A 20,090-nucleotide genomic window follows, 5' to 3' on the forward strand; every position below is an offset into this window, starting at 1 on the left:
CTCACCGATTTGCCCGAATGGCGCGATATTGCGGCGATCCGGGTGGTCGGACGTCCTCCGGGACTCCCCTCGCGGGCACGCGGCCGAGGGCCGAGGGAGTGCGACGCCCGGTGCGCGGGACCCGGCGGCACCTCCCCCGGACGGCCGCGCTGGACCTCACGGCTCACGGCTCACGGCGCGAGGCCGGCGTCGCGGGCCAGGAGTGCGGCCTGCACCCGGTTGGTGACGCGCAAGGTGGTCAGGATGCGGCTGACGTGGGACTTGACGGTGCTCTCCCGCATGCCGAGCGCGTTCGCGATGTCGGCGTTGGTGTCCCCCTCGGCGAGCAGGGCCAGCACGTCCTTCTCCCGCGGGGTCAGAGGGTCGATCCGCGTCCGGGCCTGGGCGGCCCGAGGCCGGTTGGTGCGGTGGTAGCAGTCGATGAGACGGCGAGCGGCGGCGGGATGGAGCAAGGCGGAGCCGGCGGCGACGAGGTGGACGGCGCGCAGGATCTCGGCGGGGTCGGTGTCCTTGAGCAGGAAGCCGTCGGCGCCCGCGGCCAGCGCGTTGTAGACGTACTCGTCGAGGTCGAAGGTGGTCAGCGAGATGACCTTGGGCGGGTGGGGCAAGGCGCGCAACCGCTTGGTGGCGACGATGCCGTCCATGCGGGGCATCCGGATGTCGACCAGGGCGATGTCGATGCGGTGGGCGGTGGCCTGCTCGATGGCGTGGAGCCCGTCAGCGGCCTGGGCAACGACCTCGATGGCCTCGTCGCCGTCGAGGAGGTCGGTCAGTCCGAGGCGGACGAGTGCGTCGTCGTCGACGACCATGACGCGGATCACGCGCGGGGACCGTTCGGCGCGGCGGCGCGGTGCGGTATCCGGGCGGCCAGCCGCCAGGAACCGCTGCCGCCGGGCCCGGCATTCAGGTGTCCGCCGAGTGCTTCGACCCTCTCGCGCAGCCCGACAAGGCCGAACCCCGAGGGCGCCGTCGCCTCGCCGCGCCCGCCGGGAGTGTTGGTGACCTCGACGACGGTGGCGGGCGGCCCGTAGTCGATACGGACGCGGACGGGGGCGTCGGCAGCGTGTTTGCGGGCGTTGGTCAGGGCTTCCTGGACCAGGCGGAAGACCGCCAGCCTGTGGGCCGACGGGGCCTGTTCCGGCCTGCCCTCGATGACGGTGTCGATGTGCTGCCCGGCCGTCCGCGCCTGCCCGATCATCTCCTCGACATCACGCAGGACCGGCGCCGGCCGTTCGGCACCGTGGGGGACGTCGGTGGTACGCAAGGCGCCCAGCACGTCACGCAGGTCGGTCAGCGCATGGGTGGAGGCGGTGCGCAACAGGGTGAGGCGGTGGACGAGTGCGGCGGGCAGCACATCCTTCCTGGCAGCGAGCACGCCGGTGTGCAGGGCGATCAGGCTGAGCTGGTGGGCGAGTACGTCGTGCATCTCGGCGGCGATGGCGGAACGCTCGGCCATGCGTACGGCCTGCTCGCGCAGTTCCCGCTCGGTCCGCAGATGCTCCACCTGTGTGTTCAGCGCCTTCACCAGGCGTCGCCGACTGCCCATCCACAGCCCTCCCACCACCGCCAGCACCGTGGAGCCGTACTGCTGCGGGCGCCACAGGGAGACCGCCGGGTGGAGCACGGCGCTCACCGAGAGCGCCACAGCCGAACAGGTCACAGCCGCCACGACGTGCCGGTGCGCGGCGAGGTCGAACAGGGCGAGCAGGAGCAGCGGCAGCAGCGGCCATCCCCACACCCCCGCCGCCGCCGTGGTCACCACCGGAGCGAGCCACCAGGGCGCCCGGCGCAGCAGCGCCAGCCCGCACACCACGGCCGCCGCACCGCCGGCAGGCGCGTACCGGCCTTCAGCGCTCAACGCCTCGTTCCGGAAAGCCGCCAGAGCCAGCAACGCCACCAAGCCGTAGCGGCCGTAGACCGCCCATCCCTGCCCCTGTTCCCCGTTCACCCGCAGAGCGTGGCACGCGCCCGGATGCCTGTCGTCCGACGTTCGGCTACGCCGACCTCCACCTTTGGTAGGGGAGGACGGCCGCACAAGGGAGGATATGCGCGGCTGAAGGCGTCTCTAGCGTCTCGGACATGGACGACTGGACCACCTCACACCACCGTGCCCCCGCGCGGCGCAAAGCGGAGAGCTGGATGTTCCTGCTCGAAGCGGCCCGCGATCTGCGCACCACCGGCGCCATCGCTCCCAGCAGCAAGGCTCTGGCCCGTCTGCTCACTGATCCCGCGGGCGAATACGGAGCGCGGCCCCTGAACGTCCTGGAGGCGGGCGCGGGCACCGGCTCCGTCACCCGCACGCTCCTCCCCCGCCTCTCCCCGGGCAGCAGCCTGGACATCGTCGAGGCCAACTCCCGCTTCGCCTCCCAACTGCGACGCCTCGTCAGCTCCCATCCGCTTCCGGCGGACGGGAGCGAACGGATTCGCGTCCATCACGCCTTCGTCGAACAGCTCGACACCGACCGGCGCTACGACGTGATCGTCTCAGGGCTGCCGTTCACCAACTTCACCCCGGCGCACGTCACGACGATCATGGACCGGTACATCGAACTGCTCCGGCCCGGCGGCACGCTCACGTACTTCGCCTACCGCGGCACCCGCTACGCCCGCGCCCTGACCGCCACCCGCCGCGAAGCCCGCCGCCACCGTGCCGTCGAAGAGGTCCTCGCGGGATACCAGGACCAGTACGCCACCGGCTGCCGGACCGTGTGGGGCAACCTGCCCCCGGCGAGGGTCTGGCGGCTGTGCCGACCCGCCGACGTGTCCGCCCCGGCGGCGGCATCGCCCGTCCCGGCCACGACGTCTCAGCCAACTCCCTGACCGGAGAGCCCAGTTGGCGCGTCGCCGGATCGTCGCGTCATATCCCGCGACCGCCAACGCCCGTTCCGCCCGCGGAAGCGACCGGAGCCGGCCCCGCAAGGGGCCCTCGAACACACAGGGGTCTCCCGCCGGTTGATCGAGGCGCCCGAGGATGAGCGTGAGGCCCGCCTCGAACGCCTCCTCGTGAGTGACGACGGGGACAACGTCCGGCGCCCCCGCGTCCGCCTGCTCCTCCAGCACGACCTGCCGACCGCGCTGGCGAACTACGACCGCGTCCTGCGGCCCTTCGTGGACTCGAGGGCTCCACGGCCCGCTCCGCCCCGCCCTCCCCCGCGCCCCCGCCCTCCACCGTGACCGTAGGAAGCGCCAACTCGCCTCGCTCCCGCGCTAGTTCGGAAATCCAGAACTCTGCCCGAGCCCCGTCTTCGCAGGGGCGCGAGGAACTGCGCGGACCCAATCGTGGGTAGGGAACGAAAGTTCGACAGCCCCTCTCGTCCCCACCGTCACGGAGGAAACATGCGCAGGAGAACGCTGATACGCGCCCTCGCCGTAGGCACGCTCGCCCCGGCAGGTCTGGGTCTGGGCGCACGAAGCGCGTCCGCCGCGGCCGATTCGTACGGAATCGACGTCGCGACCACCCAAGGCGGCATCGACCTCGCGCTGGCCCGCAACCAGGGCCAACAGTTCGCCATCGCCAAGACCGGCGGCAGCCAGCTCAGCGAGGGACCGTACGTCAGCCCGTACTACACGGCCCAAGTGGACAGCGCGCGAGCGGCCGGACTGCGGGTCGGCCACTACTGGCTGTCCGGCGACTTCCAGGCGCCGACGGACGCGGCGAACTACTTCGTCGACCACCTGCACGACTACCGGCAGGGCGACGTACTGGCCCTGGACGACGAAGTGCTGGACGACTCCACCGGGTTGTGGAACGACGGCCAGGTCGCCGCCTGGTTCCGGCAGGTACAGGCCAGGGTCGGTACGTGCGTGCCCTGGTTCTACATCGGCGCCGCGAATCTGCGCGGCGGCAGTTGGGGCCAGACGATCGCCACCGGGGCCAAGCTGTGGGTGGCCGCGTACGGCTCCAACAACGGTACGCGGCAAGGCGAACCGGAGCTGGGCGGCGCGTACCCGGACTGGGCGGTCCACCAGTACACCTCCGTGGGCTCCATCGGCGGCATCCGGAACGTGGACCACAATCTCGCTCGCGGCTCGGCGTTCGATCTGGTCGCTCCGGGCAGCGGGGGCGGAGGAGGGGGCGGCGGAGGCGGAGGTCTGCCGAAGACCACGACGGAGCAGGACGGCGTACCGGGACCGGTGTTCTGGAGCCGCGCGCAGAAGTGGCTGTCCCTCACCTCGGGTTACACCGGTCCGGTCGACGGCGTGCCCGGCGTCAACACCTACGCGGCCCTCCAGCGGTACCTGAAGGCGCACTTCGGCTACGCCGGTCCCGTCGACGGCGTGCCCGGCGTCAACACGTACGCCGCCTGGCAGCGGCTCGCCGCGCAGTGGGGCTACACCGGCCCGATCGACGGCGTGATGGGCCCCAACTCCTGGCGCGGCGTCGCCCGTTTCCTCAACCAGAACGCCTGGGACTGACCCCTCGCGCGGGGGGCTCCCCCGGACCCCTCAAGACCCGACGTACCGGCCAGCGGCACGGGGGCGGCCGGTACGTCAGCCGGGGAACGGTGATGTCCGACCGCGCGTCAGCGAAGAACGCCAGAGCCGGTCGTGGACCCCGCCCTCCGAGTCCCGCCCGTGCACGGTCTGCGCATGACCCGGATCGGGTGACGCGTCAGGCGGGGACGAAGAGAGCCTCGTGGGCCCCGTCGAGGATGAACCCGTTGTCGAAGCGGACCCGCACGCTCACGAGAGGCGGCTGTTCCTGGAAGGCGGTCCACGCGGGTTCCAGAGAGCCGACCTTCTCTTCGAGCTGCCTCCTGCTCTCCGTCGGCATCTCGCCTCCGAAGGCGTCGAGCAGCGACTTGAGCCGCTCGTACTCGCGCACCTCGTCGCTCTCGTCCCGGTGGGCGACCACCTGCTCGACGGCCCCGCCTGTGCCCGCGGCCAAAGACAGGAACCCGATCACGACCCCCGACACCTCCGCCGAATCGGTCAGTCTGGTGTCCGCTGCCAGCACCACCCGCTGGCCCGCCTTCAGAGTCATCCGCTCCCCATCTCCGCCGCTCGGGCTACGTCGCTTCCATCCGCCCGCCGCAAGAACGTCTCACCGCGGCGGTCGCTCACGACACGGGCCCCTTCGTGGAACCTACGGGCACCGTAATACGGCATCCGCACAACGCCGTCCCCGGCGAGGCAACGCCAGCTCCTGCGGGCGGAGTCCTCCAGGCGCTGATGTCGCGGGAGTGGCCGGATCCGGGTCACCGCGGAGACGAAGGAGGCTCCGCGAGCGGGCTGCTGCGTCGCGGCGGGCTCATGGGCGTGGGGGGTCGGGGGTGAGGCTGCCGTGGGTGGGGCGGCCTTCCAGGACGGTCAGGGTGACTTTGTGTGCGAAGTCCCGGCCGTGGAAAGGGGAGTTGGCCGACCGGCTCAGCCAGGTGGCGGGCTCGGCCCGCCATGCCTGCGGCCGGACGACACAGAAGGTCGCCGGTTCGCCGACCGCGACCGGGCGGCCGGCGAGGTCGGCGATCCGGCCGATCGCGGCCGGGGCCGTGGACATCACACGCGCCACCGCGGTCCAGTCCACCGCCCTGGTGGCCGGGTCCGCGAACACCTCGGCCACCACCGGCAGCGCCGTCTCCAACGAGGTCAGGCCGAAGGCGGCGCTCAGCCAGGAACAGGTCTTCGTTCGAGCCGGGTGCGGAGCGTGGTCGGTGGCGACGACGTCGATCGTGCCGTCGCGCAGCGCCGCGCGCACCGCGGCCACGTCGGTGGCCGACCGCAGCGGCGGGTTGACCTTCAACGCCGGTCCCCGCTCGGCGGCTTGGGTGTCGGTGAGCATCAGGTGATGGGGCGTCACCTCGGCGGTCACGGACAGGCCCTCGCGTTTGGCGGCCCGTACCAGCGCGACGGAACCCGCCGTGGAGACATGACAGATGTGCAGCCGTCCACCGGTGGCGGCGGCGAGCGCCAGGTCCCGGCCGATCACCGCCTCCTCCCCCGCGCCCGGCCAGCCGGGCACGCCGAGACCGGCGGCGACCGGCGCGTTGACGACTCCGTCGCGGACGATGGCGGCGCTCTGCGCGTGCTGGGCGAACGCGGTGCCGTACCGGGCCATCGCCGTCAGCAGTTCCAGGACCAGATTGTCGTCGTTCACGCACTTGCCGTCGTCGGAGAAGACCGTCACCCCGGCCGCCGCCAACGCCGCCACGTCCACGATCGCCTCTCCGGCCAGACCGGCCGTCGCCGCCGCCACCGGGTGGACGCGTACGCCGAGCCCCCGGGCCCGCCGCCGTACCTCCCGTACTCGCGCGACGGTGTCCGTGACCGGTGAGGTGTTCGCCATCGCGAAGACGTCGGTGAACCCTCCGGCCGCCGCCGCGACGGCCCCGGACGCCAGCGTCTCCGCCTCCTCTCCGCCCGGCTCCCGCAGATGCGTGTGCAGATCGACCAGCCCGGGCAGCACCGTCCCGCCTGTCGGCTCCCCGGCCACCGCGTCCACGGCCCGGATCACCCCGTCCTCGACAGTGAGGTCGAAGACCCCCGTCCGCCCGGCGACGCCGACCCGCTCCACCCGCCATGTCCCGTGCCCCGGCGTCGTGTTCACGAGGTGCCGTCGAGCCGGTGGAGGGCGGCGAGGAGGGTACGGACGCCCGAGGCGATCTGGGACGTAGGGGTGAACTCGGCGGGGACGTGGCTGAGTCCGTCGTCACTGGGGACGAAAAGCAGGCCGGTCGGGATGACATGGGCGATCTGCTGCGCGTCGTGGCTGGCCCCGCTGGGCAGGACGCGGTACGGAAGGCCCAGGGAGGCGCAGGCATGGCGGATGTGGTCGGCGACCCAGCCCGGCAGGATGACCGGTGAGGTATCGGCGATGACCTCCGTGGTGAGCGCGACCCCGTGGTCTCGGGCCAGCGCGGCGAACTCGGCGGCCAGGGTACGGGCGGTGTCGCGCTGGCGGACGGAGTCCACGTCGCGTACGTCGACGAAGAACTCGACCGACCCCGGGACCGTGGTGATCGAGCCGGGCTCGACGCGGAGCCGGCCGACGGTGACCCGTACGCCGTGGTGCCGGGGGTCGCGGGCGAGCCGGTCGCCCAGCACCACGCACTCGGCGGCGGCCACCAGGGCGTCGCGCCGCAGGTGCATGGGGGTGCCGCCGGAGTGGGTGGCGCGGCCCTCGGCCCGCACCCGCAGCCGGGTGCTGCCGGAGATCACGTCGACCACGCCGAGGTCGACCCCCTGCGACCGCAGCACCTCGCCCTGCTCGATGTGGAGTTCGACGAAGGCGAACCACTCCTCGGGCCGCCAGCGCGACGCGTCCACCAGGTCCGGCCGCAGCCCGACGGCGGCCATCGCGTCGGCCATCGTCACGCCGTCGCGGTCGGTGAGCCCCGCGAGATCCGCCGCGCCGGTCAGCCCGGCCGCCATCCGGCTGCCGTTGCACGCCTGCCCGAACCGCGCGCCCTCCTCGGCCGCGAACGCCACGAACCGCCACGGTCGACGGTGGGCGGCCTCCTGCCGGACCACGATCTCGGCGACCTCCATGGCCGCGACGACGCCCACGATGCCGTCGAAGCCGCCACCCTGAGGCACGGTGTCCAGATGCGAGCCGGTGCCCAGCGCGCGTGCGTCGCCGGAGCCCGTGTTCGGCCCGGCGGGCGGCAGTTCCGCCACGGTGTTGCCCGCGTGGTCGGTGGTGACCGTCAGCCCGAGGGCCGTCATGTGGGCGGCGAACACCGCGTGCGCCTGGCGTTCCAGCGGGCTGTACGCCAGGCGCGTGCAGCCGGGCCCCGGTTCGGTGAGCGCGGCGAAGCCCGCCAGATGAGCGTCGATCCGCCCGAGGTCGACCCCGTCGAGCAGGTCGGCGGTCGCCGGCTGGGCCGTCCCGGTGCTCACGCTTCGTCCCTGTCGTGGCCGGTGCGGCCGTTGTCACGGTCGGCTCCGCCGTTCCCGGGGCTGACCACGTCCACGCCGTCGGGGGCCGCCCCGAGGAGCGGGGCGAGCGAGCAGACGGCGACGACCCGGCCGCCGTGACCGGTCACCGCCCTTACCAGCGGCGCGAGTTCGGCTCCGGGGCCGCCGCTGTCGACGCCGCCCCGGGCCACCACGACCGTGCGTTCGCCGGGCAGCACGTCCTCCACGATCAGCCGTCCGAGGTCCTCGACCACGACCCGGCGCGGCAGCCCGAGGGTGTGGGCGACCACATGGGTGAGCAGTACGTCGGCGGTCGCGTTCCAGCTCACGACGGCCTCGGGGCGGTAGCGGGCGGCCAGTTCCGCCAGCGCCGCGCCCGCCCGTTCCACGGTGGCGGGGTCGTCGGCGAGCAGAGCGGCACCGGTGCCCGTCGTCGAATCCGCGGGCTCCGCGGGGGACTTGGCGGCCGGGGCCGGCGGGGCGGGGGGATGCGGAAGGGGGCTGGTGGGCATGGCGCTCTCCTGTCGGGTCGTACGGTTCTCCTGCCGGGCAGTGGGTTTCGGGGCGGGTCCGGCGGGTCCGGCGGGTCCGGCGAGGGCTGCGGGGCCTGCGGGGCCTGCGGGGGTGACCACTTCGAGCGGGCCGAGAGGCCCGACGGGTGCGTAGCCGGTCGCCGTCCGCCGTACGAGGGCGGTGTGGAGGCCGAGGCCGGCGGGCGGTTCCCCGGACGGCGCGACCACCACGGCCGCGCTGTGCGGCAGGGCTCCGGCCTCGCGCAGCAGCGGCAGCGCTCCGGCGGCCGAGGCGGCGTCGACGGCGATCACGACGACCGTCTCGCCCGGGTGGATCACGCCGAACGGCGGGGCGCCCGCGACGAGGGCCGCGAACGGCAGTCCCGTCTCCAGCGACACAGCCGCGCCCAGAGCCTGGGCGCCGGGCCCCGCCGCCACCAACCGGTCGGCGGTGGCGGGGACTTCGACGGCCAGGGCGGCGGCGAGCCGGCGCAGCAGCGCGGGCCGGTCCAGCCAGCCCGAGCCACTCCCCCGGTCGCCGACAGCGTCACCGGCGGCGGCGTCACCTGCGGCGTACCCGGCCGCGGCCAGATCCCCGGCCAGCTCGTCCGCCAGCACTCCCGGCGCCCGGTCGAGACCGGGAAGCACCCGGGCGCCGACCCGCGACCGGCTTTCCGCCACGCCGCGCGATGCGACCGCCTCCGCCCCGGCCGCCGCGACCGCCGTGGCCGTGGAGACCGCCCCGGCCGCCGCGACCACCGGCGCCGTGGAGACCGCCCCGACCCCCGCCCCGGCTCCCGCTTCCGCCGTCATGGCCGGTCCCCTCCCGCGAAGGAGGGCCGCGGGACGAAGACGTCCGGCGACGTGCTGTCGGCCTGCATCAGTGCGACGAGCTGCTCCTGGGTCGGGTCCGGCGCGAAGGGCCGCTCGTACCCCTGCTCGCGCGACAGCGCCTGCGCCGCGTCCAGCACGATCCGTGCCTTGACCGCACGGTCGGCCGGATCGGCGACCCGCGACCAGGCCGCGCAGACGGTGACGGCCGAGCTGACCCGTCCGGACGGACCGCTGCGGACCGGCGCGGAGACCGCCCAGACGCCCTCGTCGAGTTCGTTGTCGCACACGTCGAAGCCCCGCTGGCGGACCACGGCGAGGTGGTCGATGAGCCGGTTGATCTCCCGGACGGTGCCGGAGGTGAAGGACGCGCGGGGGTAGGACGACAGCAGCGTCTCGACGAAGGCCGGGTCCTGGTAGGCGAGGATCGCGCGGGCCGAGGCGGCGGCGTGCAGCGGCACCTCCTGGCCGAGCCTGACGAACAGCCGCAGCGGGCGCTTGGTGCCCGCGATGGACACCGCCACCACCCGGCCGTCGATCAACTGGGTGAGCACCACGCTCTCCCCGCACCGCCGTTCGGCCTCCACCAGCGCCGAGGGCGGCTGGATCACGAACGGCTCGTAGTCCTCGACATGGCCGAGTTCGAGCGCGTTGGGGCCGAGCACGTACCGCTTGGTGGTGGGCGACCGGCTGACGAAGCCGGTGTGCTCCAGGGTGCTCATCACCCGGTGCATGCTGCCGACGGGGATCTCCAGTTGCTGGTGGAGCTGCTGGAGGGTGAGGCCCTGGCGGTACGCGGACAGGTGGGTGAGCACCGACAGGGCCCGCACCACCACGTGCATCGGCTTGTCTGCGCCCGACCGCTCCGGACCCGGCTTGTCCGAACCCGCCGTCTCCGCAGCGGACTTGTCAGACCGTGGTCGCTGGGCGCCGGTCTTCTTCATGAGGTGTCCCCATCCCGTTGATCCCGTTGATCCCGCAGATCGCCTGGATCGCATCGTCGCGCAGGTCGCGTCCGTCCCGCTGGTCGCCGCTGGATCCCTTGGATTTCCCCGCCGTTACCGCTGAGGTGTCGGCGAGAGTCATTCCGTAACACGGAATCAACATATCGGCTCCGCACCACTGGAGTATCGGAGCCTCACCGGCCCCCTGTCAATGACACTTCCTCAGACTGCGCAGCGGGAATACCGATTCGCAAGGTCATCGGGCACGAAACCCTTGACAGCCGGACCGGGGCCTTCCAATACTGTCGAATCCGCAGTGCGGAATATTCGTTTCCGTCTCACGGAAATAAGGGAAGGGGGGTTGATGACCGTCTCCGACATCGAGGTGGCCGTACCTCCGGCCGCCGCCAGGCCGCCGAACCGGTCCCCGTCCCGTGGCCTGCTGCCACGAGGCGCCCTGCTGCTGGTCGCCCGCAAACTGGGCGGCGCGGTGCTGGTCGTCTGGGGCGTGGTCACCTTCACGTTCGTCGTGGCCCGCGTCGTGGCGCCGGACCCGACGGGCCTGCTGGTACCGCCCGGGGCGAGCGAGGAGGTCCGGGCCCAGGTGCGGTCCTCCCTCGGCCTGGACCACAGCATCCCTCGCCAGTACCTCATCTACCTGCGCGATCTGCTGCACGGCGACCTCGGTACGTCCTTCGGCACCGGCCGCGCCGTCAGCGCCGACCTGACCAGCAGGCTGCCCGCCACGCTGGAGTTGGCCGTACCCGCCCTGATCATCGGCGTCCTGCTCGGCACCGCGCTCGGCGTGATCAGCGCGGTCCGCCGGGGCAAGGCCGCCGACCACGCGATCCGGGTGGTCACCGTGGCGGCGCTCGCGATGCCGCAGTTCTGGCTCGGCCTGGTGCTGTTGTCGCTGTTCTTCGTCCGGTTCGGCATCCTGCCGGGACCCATCGGCCGACTGCCCGCGGGCCTGGCGCCGCCGCCCGGCGTCACCGGCAGCTACGTCATCGACGGGCTGCTGGCCGGGCAGTGGGACACCGTCCGGCAGGCCCTGCTCCAACTGGTGCTGCCCTGCGTCGTCCTGGTCTGCGGCATCTTCGCCCCCATCACCAGGGTGGCCAGGTCCGGCATGGTCGAGGCGCTGCGCAGCGAATACGTCAGGACCGCGCACGCCTACGGTTTCAGCCGGTCCCGTATCTACCGCAGCTACGCGCTCCGCAACGCGCTGCTCCCGGTGATCACCATGATCGCCGGCGGCGTCGCCTTCGCCTTCACCGGCGCGGTACTGGTCGAGGGGGTCTTCGGCTGGCCGGGCATCGGCCAGTACGCGCTGACCGCCGTCCAGCAGTCCGACTTCCCCGCGCTCCAGGGCTTCGTGCTCTACGCGGCCGTCGTATACGTCGCCCTGTACGCACTGGTCGATCTCGCCTACTCGCTGGCCGACCCGAGGATCCGCTCATGACCGCCCCGGCCCCCGTGCCCTCCGCCGACCTGACCGCCGCCCCCTCAGCGGGCCCGCCCGCGGGGCCCGGCGGCCCGGACCAGGACCGGCGCCCGTCCGGCCGTCGGCTGACCCGCCTGCTGCCCGGCGCCGGCGGCGCCGACTCGCTGACCGTACGCCTGGGCCTCGGCCTGATGGCCGTGCTGCTGGTGGCCGCCGCGGTCGGCCGGATCTGGACGCCGTACGACCCCGAGCAGCCCGGCGTGGGGCTGCCGTACCAGTCCCCGGGCGGGAAGCACTGGTTCGGCACCGACCAGGCGGGTTCCGATGTCTTCTCCAAGACGCTCGCCGCCACCTGGACCGACCTGTGGCTGACCCTGGTGGCGGTCGCCATCGCCTTCGTGATCGGCAGCCTGCTCGGCGCGGTCGCCGGGTACTGGGGCGGCTGGGCGGACGCGGTGATCATGCGGGTCACCGAGATCCTCCAGTCCTTCCCCGCGCTGCTGCTGGCGTTGCTGCTGGTCACCACGCTCGGCTCGGGCCTGGCCAATGTGATCGTCGTGGTCGCCTTCGTCGGACTGCCCGGCTATCTGCGGCTGTTGCGCGCGGAGGTCAAGGGCCGCAAGTCGTGGGAGTTCGCCGAGGCCGCCGTGCTGGCGGGCAACAGCGGACGGCGTGTCCTGGCCCGGCACCTGGTGCCCAACGGCCTGACCCCGCTGGTGTCCTACGCGGCGGTCAACGCCGCCTGGGTGGCGATCGTGGTCTCCAGTCTCGGCTTCGTCGGCGTCGGGATCGAACCCGGCAGCCCGGAGTGGGGCTCGATGATCGCGGGCGGCAAGGACTCCCCGGACGCGTACTGGATCTCGCTGTTCCCCGGCGTCTGCATTCTGCTGCTCGCCGCCGCCTTCTACCTGCTCGGCGACGGCCTGCTGGAACGGGAGGACGACCGATGAACGCCACCTCCGGCGCGGCCGTACAGCCGCCCGCGCCCCTGGCCGACGGAGCCGGGAACGCGTCCGGCGCCGAACCCGGCGTCCCGCTGCTCACCGTGGCCGGCCTGTCCGGCGCCTTCCGCTCCGGGCACGGCGACCGGGCGCGCGCCGTCCAGGTGCTGCGCGATGTGAGCTTCGAGCTGCCGCGCGGGCAGATCACCGCGATCGTCGGCGAGACCGGCAGCGGGAAGTCGCTGACCGCGCTCACCGTGATGGGACTGTGCCCGCCCCGGCTGGCCGTCGAGGGCTCCATCCGCTTCGACGGGAAGGAACTGCTGGGCCTGGACGAGGCCGGTTACCGCGAACTGCGCGGCGGCCAGATCGCGATGGTCTTCCAGGACGCCCGCTCCTCGCTCAACCCGGTGCTCACCGTCGGCCGCCAGCTCACCGACGTGGCCCGGCTCCACCACGGCCTCGGCAAACGCGCGGGCCGCGCACTGGTGGCCGAGACGCTGGCACGCGTCCGGATCCCCGACCCCGTGCGGCGGATGGCGCAGTACCCGCACCAGTTCTCCGGCGGCATGGCGCAGCGGGCGATGATCGCGATGGCACTGCTGTGCCGCCCCCGGATGATGCTGCTGGACGAGCCGACCACCGGGCTGGACGTCACCACCCAGGCCGACGTGATGGAACTTGTCGTGGAGCTGGCCCGGCAGGACGGGCTCACCGTGTGCCTGGTCACCCACGACCTGGGCGTCGTCGGCGAGACCTGCGACCGGGTGGTGGTGATGCGGGGCGGCACGGTGATCGAACAGGCCGCCGCCGAGGACTTCTTCCGGGCTCCGCAGGCCGACTACTCCCAACTCCTGCTGGCCGCCAACCGCGTTGACGACGACTCCGGGAGGCCGTCATGACCTCGTCCGCCGTACCCGCTTCTTCCGCCTCCGCCGCCGACTCGGCCGCCGTCGGCGCGTCCGCCCCGGCCGGGTCCGAACCGGTCCTCCAAGTGGACGGCCTCCGGACGGAGTTCACCGTCCGCAGCCGGGGCCTGCGGCACACCCTGCGCGCCGTGGACGGCGTGGACCTGGTGCTGCGGCCGGGCGAGACGCTGGCCGTCGTCGGGGAGAGCGGCTCGGGCAAGTCCACGCTGGCCCGGTCGATCCTGCGGTTGGTCGAACCGGCCGCGGGCCGGGTGACCGTCGCCGGGCGCCCGCTGTCGTCCTTCCGCGACCGGCGCGAGGTGTACCGGGACGTGCAGATGGTCTTCCAGGACCCCCGCTCCTCCCTCGACCCCCGGCAGAAGATCCGCTCGATCCTGGACGAGCCGCTACGGCTGCACCTGCGGATGCCCGCGCCGCGGCGCGAGGCCCGAATCCGTGAGCTGCTGGCCTCAGTTGAGCTGTCCGAGGACCTCCTGGACCGGCGGCCGGCCGCGCTCTCCGGCGGCCAGCGGCAGCGGATCGGCATCGCCCGCGCGCTGGCCGTCCAGCCCAGGGCCGTCATCCTCGACGAGCCCACCGCCTCGCTCGACGCCTCCACCCGGGGCGTCGTGCTGGACCTGCTGGCCCGCCTCCAGCGCGAGACCGGCATCGCCTACCTGCTGATCTCGCACGACCTCCAGGCCGTACGCCGGATCGCGCACCGCGTGCAGGTGATGTACGTGGGCCGGGTCGTGGAGTCCGGCACCACCGAGGAGGTGCTGCGCCGTCCCGCTCACCCCTACACCCGCGCGCTGCTGGACGCCGCCCCGGTCGCCGCGTACGGCGGCCACACCCGCGCCATCCGGCTCAGCGGCGAGAACCCCGGCCCCTTCGACCTGTCCGCCGGCTGCGCGCTGGCCCCCCGCTGCCCGTTGGCGGAGGAGTCCTGCACGGCCGGTAGGCCCCCGCAACTGTCCTTCGGCGGCACGCACGACGCCGCCTGCCCCATCACCCACCGACAGGTCAGTGCCGACCTCTCGGCCGCGCGAAGAGAGAGGCAAGACTCAGATGACCAGTAGATCTCCGCAGCGCGCCCGGCTGTTGGCCGGTACGGCCGCGGTCGCGGTCGCCGCCGTCCTGACGGCCTGTTCGTCCTCGGCAGGCACCACCGGACAGAGCGCCGCCAAACCGCCCGCGGCGCTGGTCGCCGCCTGGCCGAGCGACATCTCCACCATGGACCCGGGCAACGTCAACACCGACCAGGACAAAGAGCTGGCGATGAACGTCTACCAGAACCTGGTGGGCTACAAGACCACGGCCCAGGGCGGCCACTCCGCCTCCAACGGCCTCGCCGCCGCACCCGCCCTCGCCTCCTCCTGGACCATCGCCGGGGACACCGTCACCTTCACCCTCCGCGACGGCTTGAAGTTCTACCCCAGCGGCAACCCGGTCACCGCCAAGGACGCCGTCTGGTCGCTCCAGCGGGCGCTGAAGCTCAACGGCGCCGTCGAGCTGAACAACAGCGGTGTCTTCGACGCCGCCCAGATCACCGCCCCCGACGCCACCCACGTCGCCATTCGCTACCAGGACAGCGCGGGCAAACCGATCAAGGCCAGCGAGGTCAACATCGCCACGCTGCGCACCTGTTGGTACGGCGTCATCGACTCCGCCGCCGCCCTCAAGAACGCCGGCCCGTCCGACCCGATCGCCGCCGAGTGGCTGAAGAGCCACGTGGCGGGCAGCGGCCCGTACTACGTCAAGAGCCGGCAGACCGGCCAGTCGCTGAATCTCGCGGCGGTGCCCGGCGCGGCCCTGAACGCGCCGAAGTTCTCCGCCGTGACACTGCGCGTCGTCAACGACGGCAATGTGGCGGGTCTGTTGCGCGGCGGCAGCGTCAACATCGCCCAGTACGGCCTGAGCCCCCGGGACGCGACCTCACTGAAGTCGGCCGGCTTCAACGTCCAGCACGCCAACACCTCCAGCTACCTCTACCTCCAACTCGCCTCCGACGCGGGCCCGTTCAAGGACCCGCTGGTGCGGCGCGCCGTCGCCGAGGCACTCCCGTACGACGCGCTGGTGAAGAACGTCTACTACGGCCAGGCCGAGCGTGCCGACTCCTACGTCTCCGCCGGCGCCCCCGGCTACAGCGCCGCGTGGAAGGACTACGGCGACGCCGCGAAGGCCAAGAGCCTGATGGCGCAGGCCGGGAACCCGTCGGTCTCCACCAAGCTCCGCTACCCCAGCGAGAACACCGACTTCGCGACCGCCGCCCAGCTCATCAAGAGCGCGCTCAAGCCGATCGGCGTCGACGTCACCCTGCAACCGCAGACCTCGGCCGCGCTGATCACCTCGATCATCGGCCGCGCCACCGCCAAGACCGGCGGCAGCGCCGACGACGGCATGGTGCTCACCACGCTGTCGACGTACGTGGAGGACGCCAAGACCCCGGTGAAGCTGTGGACCGTGACCGGCGGGGTCGTGAACTTCTCCCGCACCAGCATCCCGGAGATCGACCGGCTCCAGGGCGAGTTCGCCATGGCGGCGCCGAGCCCTGCGCGTGACCAGGCGTACGAGAAGATCCAGCAACTCGCCGCGCAGGACGCCGCGTTCCTGCCGCTGGTGGTCACCGGCCGCACCCTGGTCAGCGCCTCAGGGGTGTCCGGCCTGACCTTCACCCCGGAGCCCGTCACCCTCTACTGGACGCTGGAGCCCAAGAAGTGACGGCCGGGCAGGCCGGGCCGTCGACCGGGGAGTCCGGCTCCGAGCCGTTGTGGCGCCGCTCGGCGCGGCAACTCGCCGCCTCCTACGCCGAAGGCTCGGCCACGCCCGCCGAAGTGCTGGAAGCGGTGGTCGAGCACGCCGAGCAGGTCGACCGGCGTCTGAACGTCTTCGCCCACCGCGCCTTCGACGCCGCCCGGCGGTCCGCCGCCGCCAGCGGTGAACGGTGGCGCGCGGGAACCCCGTTGAGCGCGTACGACGGCGTGCCGCTCACGGTCAAGGACAACATCCCGGTGGCCGCGATGCCCTGCGCCTGGGGCAGCCGGCTCTACGCCGACCGCACACCGGAGCGCGACGAACTGTGCGTCGGACGGCTGCGGGCCGGCGGCTGGGTGATCCTCGGCAAGAGCAATGTCTCGGAGTTCACCCTCGGTCTCGGCAATGTCAGCACCCTGCTGCACGGCACCACCCGCAACCCGTGGAATCCCGCGCTCACCACCGGCGCGTCCACCGGCGGCGGCGCGGCGGCGGTGGCCGCGGGCGTCGGGCCGGTGGCGCTGGGCACCGACGGCGGCGGCTCGATCCGCTGGCCGGCCGGGTACTGCGGGCTGGTCGCGCTCAAGCCGACGCTGGGCCGGGTCGCCCGGCTCGACGGCCTGCCGACCGTGCTGCACGACCTGGAGGTGATCGCACCAGCCGCCCGTACGGTGGCGGACCTGTCCGCGCTGCTCGGGGCGGTGGCCGGGCCCGACGCGCGGGACCGCCGTTCGCTCGGTGTGCCGGACGGCCCCGCCTTCCGCGGCCGGCCGCTGCGGATCAGGATGGTGGGGCGGTTCGGCGACTATCCGGTCGAACCGGAGATCACCGCGTCGCTGACGGCCGCGGCCGACCGGCTCAGCACGCTCGGCCACCGGGTGGAGACCGGCGAAGTGCCCTTCGACTTCGGCCGGTTCGACACCCACTGGCGGACCATCGGCACCACCGGCCTGGCCTGGCTGATGCGCCGTCACCCGGACTGGCGCGCGGCGGTCGGCGACATCTACCCGCCGATGGTCGAGCACGGCCGCTCGTTGAGCGCCGCGGACTACGTGGACGCGCTCGACGCCTTCCGTGACCTGTTCGCGCAGCTCGCCGACTTCTTCACCGGCACCGACCTGCTGCTCACCCCGGTCGCCGGGGCGATGCCCTGGGCCGCCGACCAGCTCGCCCCGCCCTACCAGCGGGTGTTCACCGGCATCGCCAACGCCACCGGTGTGCCCGCTCTCAGCCTGCCGGGACCGCCGTCCCCGGCCGGCCTGCCGATCGGTTTCCAGCTCGTCGGCCCGTACGGCGCGGACCGGGCGCTGCTGGACCTCGCATCCGACTACGAGGCCGCGTACGGCTGGGCCGACCGCTGGCCGGCTGTCGCCGCCCCCCTTCCGAAAGGCGCCCGAGCATGACAGTCAGGATCGACTCCTTCGACACCGCGGGGCCCGGTGACACCGACGGGCTGGTGGCTGTGCTCAGCGCCCACGACCCGGCACGGATACGGCGGCTCGCTCTGCTGGTGAAGACCGAGGGCAGCGCCGAGACCAACGACTTCTCACGCGAACTCGCGTCCTGGCGGGCCCGGGAGGCCGTGCTCGCGCACGGCGGCGGGGACTTGCTGGAACGCTCGGTGTTCCTGCACTCCACGGGCTCCGAGGGGGCGATGACGCCGTTCGGCTATCTCGTCGTCGAGCTGGACGACGCGGACGACGCAGAGGCCGTTGCCGTGACGGACGGCGCGGGTGCCGCTGCCGTGACGGACGACGCGGAGTCCACCGGCGGGGAGGCGGCCCCGGCTCCTCGCGGAGCGCCCGGCCCAACGGGCACGCTCTGCGTGGGCATAGGGCGCAGCCGCCGGATCCGCGGTTCCGAGATCGGCTCGGCCGAACACGTCGCGCTGGCCGAGCAGGCCGTCGCGGAGGCCGTCGCGGACGCGGGTCTCGACCCCGCCGACGTCGCGCTGGCCGTCGTCAAGACGCCGCTGACCGCACACGACGAGCCCATGCGGGTCACCTCCGCCGAGGCCAAGGCGGTCGGCGCGCTCGGCGCGGCGCTCGCGCTCGGCGAGGTGGAGCGGGCCGACGTCGTCCCGGCCGCCTTCGGCCGTGACCTGACCCTGCACTCGCGCCGCACCATGGTCTTCTCCAGTTCGGAGGCCGCGTGTGTCGAGGTCCTGGTGTTCGGCAACCGCCCCGGCGCGGGCGGCGACCTCCGGATCGTCTCCGGCCTGCTCGCCGACGTCCTGGACGCGCCCGGCATCCGCCGCGTCCTGGCCGCGGCGGGCGCGGAGTTGACCGCCGACGGGACGGTACGGGAGCCGGGACAGGTCGCGGCCCTGCTGATCAAGGCGGGCAACCGGCGGGACGGCACTCTGCGTGGCGTCCGGACCACCGTGCTGACCAGCCAGTTGGACCCGGACAAGCACGTCCGGGCGATCATGAGCGGGGTGGCGGGAGCGGTGCTCGGCACCGGGCGGATGTTCATCTCCGCCAACTCCGTCCACCAGGCACCGGACGGGGGCGGCCTGTGCGTCGCGATCGTCGGACCGCCCGTCTCCGGCGCGCCGGCCACCGACGTGCCGCCGCGCGGCGTACCGGCTTCCGTCGCGGCCTCCCCGGCGGGTGGCGCCGTATGAGCCTGCCGACCCTGCCCATGGTCGGTGACGCCGACGTACGGTCGGTGATCACCGTCGCCGACGCGCTGGAGGTGGTCGAGGCCACCTACGCCGACTTCGGCGCCGACCGGCTCTCCCTGTCCGCCCCCACCATCACCCGGCTCGGCGTGAGCGGCGGCACGCGGGGCTTCGGCCTCAAGGGCGCGCTGCTCGACCGGTACGGGGTCGCCGGGGTGCGGGTCACCCCGACCCACACCGGCGGGCGCAACAGTTGGTGCCTGGTGCTGGAGACCGAGTCCGGCCGCCCGTTGGTCGCCGTCGAGGAGACCTGGCTGCACCGGCTGCGGACGGCGGCCTCCGCCGCCGTCGCGGCGCGGCTGCTGGCCCGGCCCGACAGCAAGGTGCTGACGCTGGTCGGCGCCGGACAGATCGCCGCCTTCGTCCCGGCCGCGTTCGCCGAGGCGTTCGCGCTGGAGGAGATCCGGGTGGTGGCGCGCACGGCCGGCTCCGCCGCCGACTTCGTCGCCCGGCAGCCCGTCGCACCGGGCGCCACCCTCACCCCGTACGACGGCCTGGACGCCGCCGCACCGGGCTCGGACATCGTCGTCGCCCTCACCTCGGCCCGCCAACCCGTCGTCCACCCGCGGCACTTCGGGCCCGGCGTCACGCTGCTCGGCCTCGGCGGCGGCGCGGAGATCGCGGCCGAGATCGTGACAGGGCCGACGCCGTACGGCACCCGGGCCCCCGCCCCCGACGCCGCCGAGGCAGCCGGGTGCGGAGGCGTCGCGGGAGCCGTGCTCGCCCCGGAGGCCACCGGGCACGGGACCGGGACGGCCGACCGCTTCTTCGTCGACGATCTCGGCTACGCCCGGGAGATCGGCTCGGTCGCCTCCTGGCTCGCGGCGGGCCTGCCCCCGCGGACCCTTGACGCCCGGCTCACCGGCTCCCTCCCCGCCGTCGCCGCCGGCTCCCTCCCCGGCCGCACGCACCCCGACGAGCGGGTGCTCGGCATCGTCCAGGGCGTCGCCGCCTGCGACGTGGCCCTGGCCTGCCTGACAATGCGCCGCCTCGGCATCGGCTGAACCGCCCCCGCTGATCCCGTCAGCGGGCGGCGCACCTCACGGAACACCGTCCCCGCGGGTCAGCGAGGCAGGCGACCGGGCGCGGAGGCCGACCCTTCGGCCCCGGTCGCCGCCGTGGCGTCGCCCGGCCTCCGGCGCTGACGCGCGCGGCGTTCGCCCACCTGAACATGCCGACTCGGGGCTGGCCCACCACCTCTGAGTCGACCGGGCTCCGG

General features: G+C 73.4%; 17 protein-coding genes. 10 read left to right on the forward strand and 7 right to left on the reverse strand.

All coding sequences use genetic code 11. From position 1 onward, the window contains the following. Positions 1-170: 170 nt before the first annotated feature. A complete protein-coding gene (locus tag ACFZAM_RS15160; RefSeq protein WP_391046147.1) occupies positions 171-821 on the reverse strand; it encodes a response regulator in 651 nt (216 codons plus the stop codon). Next, a complete protein-coding gene (locus ACFZAM_RS15165; RefSeq protein ID WP_391046149.1) occupies positions 818-1,948 on the reverse strand; it encodes a histidine kinase in 1,131 nt (376 codons plus the stop codon). Before ACFZAM_RS15165 ends, ACFZAM_RS15160 begins: the two co-directional genes overlap by 4 nt. A gap of 131 nt (positions 1,949-2,079) precedes the next feature. On the opposite strand from ACFZAM_RS15165, the gene ACFZAM_RS15170 reads away from it, so the two are divergent. Then, positions 2,080-2,820: a methyltransferase domain-containing protein gene (locus tag ACFZAM_RS15170; RefSeq protein WP_391046150.1), complete on the forward strand. Its 741-nt coding sequence runs from the start codon at positions 2,080-2,082 to the stop codon at positions 2,818-2,820. Positions 2,821-3,336: 516 nt separating this feature from the next. Then, a complete protein-coding gene (locus ACFZAM_RS15175; RefSeq protein WP_355342638.1) occupies positions 3,337-4,416 on the forward strand; it encodes a glycoside hydrolase family 25 protein in 1,080 nt (359 codons plus the stop codon). A 196-nt stretch (positions 4,417-4,612) separates the two neighbouring features. Here the strand turns inward: ACFZAM_RS15175 and ACFZAM_RS15180 are convergent, their stop codons facing one another. The 5 genes from ACFZAM_RS15180 to ACFZAM_RS15200 form a co-directional block, all read right to left on the reverse strand. After that, on the reverse strand, positions 4,613-4,984 hold the full coding sequence (locus ACFZAM_RS15180; protein ID WP_391046153.1) for a hypothetical protein: 372 nt from the start codon (positions 4,982-4,984) through the stop codon (positions 4,613-4,615). Positions 4,985-5,251: 267 nt separating this feature from the next. Next, the gene (locus ACFZAM_RS15185) at positions 5,252-6,544 is read right to left on the reverse strand and encodes a dihydroorotase (protein WP_391046155.1); all 1,293 of its coding nucleotides are present in this window, start codon (positions 6,542-6,544) and stop codon (positions 5,252-5,254) included. Further along, positions 6,541-7,836 carry a hydantoinase/carbamoylase family amidase gene (locus tag ACFZAM_RS15190; RefSeq protein ID WP_391046157.1) on the reverse strand — a complete coding sequence of 432 codons (1,296 nt, stop codon included), beginning with the start codon at positions 7,834-7,836 and terminating at the stop codon, positions 6,541-6,543. The genes ACFZAM_RS15185 and ACFZAM_RS15190 overlap by 4 nt, the downstream gene beginning before the upstream one ends. Continuing rightward, positions 7,833-9,179, reverse strand: a complete 1,347-nt coding sequence (locus ACFZAM_RS15195; RefSeq protein WP_391046160.1) for a hypothetical protein — start codon at positions 9,177-9,179, stop codon at positions 7,833-7,835. Before ACFZAM_RS15195 ends, ACFZAM_RS15190 begins: the two co-directional genes overlap by 4 nt. Continuing rightward, entirely contained in the window at positions 9,176-10,141 is a 966-nt protein-coding gene (locus ACFZAM_RS15200; RefSeq protein WP_391046162.1) for an IclR family transcriptional regulator C-terminal domain-containing protein, read from the reverse strand. Before ACFZAM_RS15200 ends, ACFZAM_RS15195 begins: the two co-directional genes overlap by 4 nt. 364 nt (positions 10,142-10,505) lie before the next feature. On the opposite strand from ACFZAM_RS15200, the gene ACFZAM_RS15205 reads away from it, so the two are divergent. From ACFZAM_RS15205 to ACFZAM_RS15240, 8 genes are read left to right on the forward strand one after another with little or no spacing between them, the layout of a single operon-like run. After that, positions 10,506-11,603, forward strand: coding sequence for an ABC transporter permease (locus ACFZAM_RS15205; protein WP_355342656.1), 1,098 nt, complete (start codon positions 10,506-10,508; stop codon positions 11,601-11,603). Next, positions 11,600-12,535 (forward strand): ABC transporter permease, encoded by a 936-nt coding sequence (locus tag ACFZAM_RS15210; RefSeq protein ID WP_355342659.1) that lies wholly within the window; start codon positions 11,600-11,602, stop codon positions 12,533-12,535. The genes ACFZAM_RS15205 and ACFZAM_RS15210 overlap by 4 nt, the downstream gene beginning before the upstream one ends. Beyond that, a complete protein-coding gene (locus tag ACFZAM_RS15215) occupies positions 12,532-13,428 on the forward strand; it encodes an ATP-binding cassette domain-containing protein (protein WP_391046166.1) in 897 nt (298 codons plus the stop codon). The genes ACFZAM_RS15210 and ACFZAM_RS15215 overlap by 4 nt, the downstream gene beginning before the upstream one ends. Next, on the forward strand, positions 13,425-14,513 hold the full coding sequence (locus ACFZAM_RS15220; RefSeq protein WP_391046167.1) for an oligopeptide/dipeptide ABC transporter ATP-binding protein: 1,089 nt from the start codon (positions 13,425-13,427) through the stop codon (positions 14,511-14,513). Before ACFZAM_RS15215 ends, ACFZAM_RS15220 begins: the two co-directional genes overlap by 4 nt. Further along, entirely contained in the window at positions 14,503-16,155 is a 1,653-nt protein-coding gene (locus ACFZAM_RS15225) for an ABC transporter substrate-binding protein (protein WP_391046169.1), read from the forward strand. Before ACFZAM_RS15220 ends, ACFZAM_RS15225 begins: the two co-directional genes overlap by 11 nt. Next, a complete protein-coding gene (locus tag ACFZAM_RS15230) occupies positions 16,152-17,591 on the forward strand; it encodes an amidase (protein ID WP_355342671.1) in 1,440 nt (479 codons plus the stop codon). Before ACFZAM_RS15225 ends, ACFZAM_RS15230 begins: the two co-directional genes overlap by 4 nt. Then, complete coding sequence (locus ACFZAM_RS15235) at positions 17,588-18,814, forward strand: ring-opening amidohydrolase (RefSeq protein ID WP_391046171.1); 1,227 nt, start codon at positions 17,588-17,590, stop codon at positions 18,812-18,814. Before ACFZAM_RS15230 ends, ACFZAM_RS15235 begins: the two co-directional genes overlap by 4 nt. Beyond that, positions 18,811-19,875 carry a hypothetical protein gene (locus ACFZAM_RS15240; RefSeq protein WP_391046173.1) on the forward strand — a complete coding sequence of 355 codons (1,065 nt, stop codon included), beginning with the start codon at positions 18,811-18,813 and terminating at the stop codon, positions 19,873-19,875. The genes ACFZAM_RS15235 and ACFZAM_RS15240 overlap by 4 nt, the downstream gene beginning before the upstream one ends. Positions 19,876-20,090: the final 215 nt, after the last annotated feature.

The sequence above is a fragment of the Streptomyces sp. NPDC008079 genome (genome assembly GCF_042957385.1).
In the GTDB taxonomy this organism is placed as follows: domain Bacteria; phylum Actinomycetota; class Actinomycetes; order Streptomycetales; family Streptomycetaceae; genus Actinacidiphila.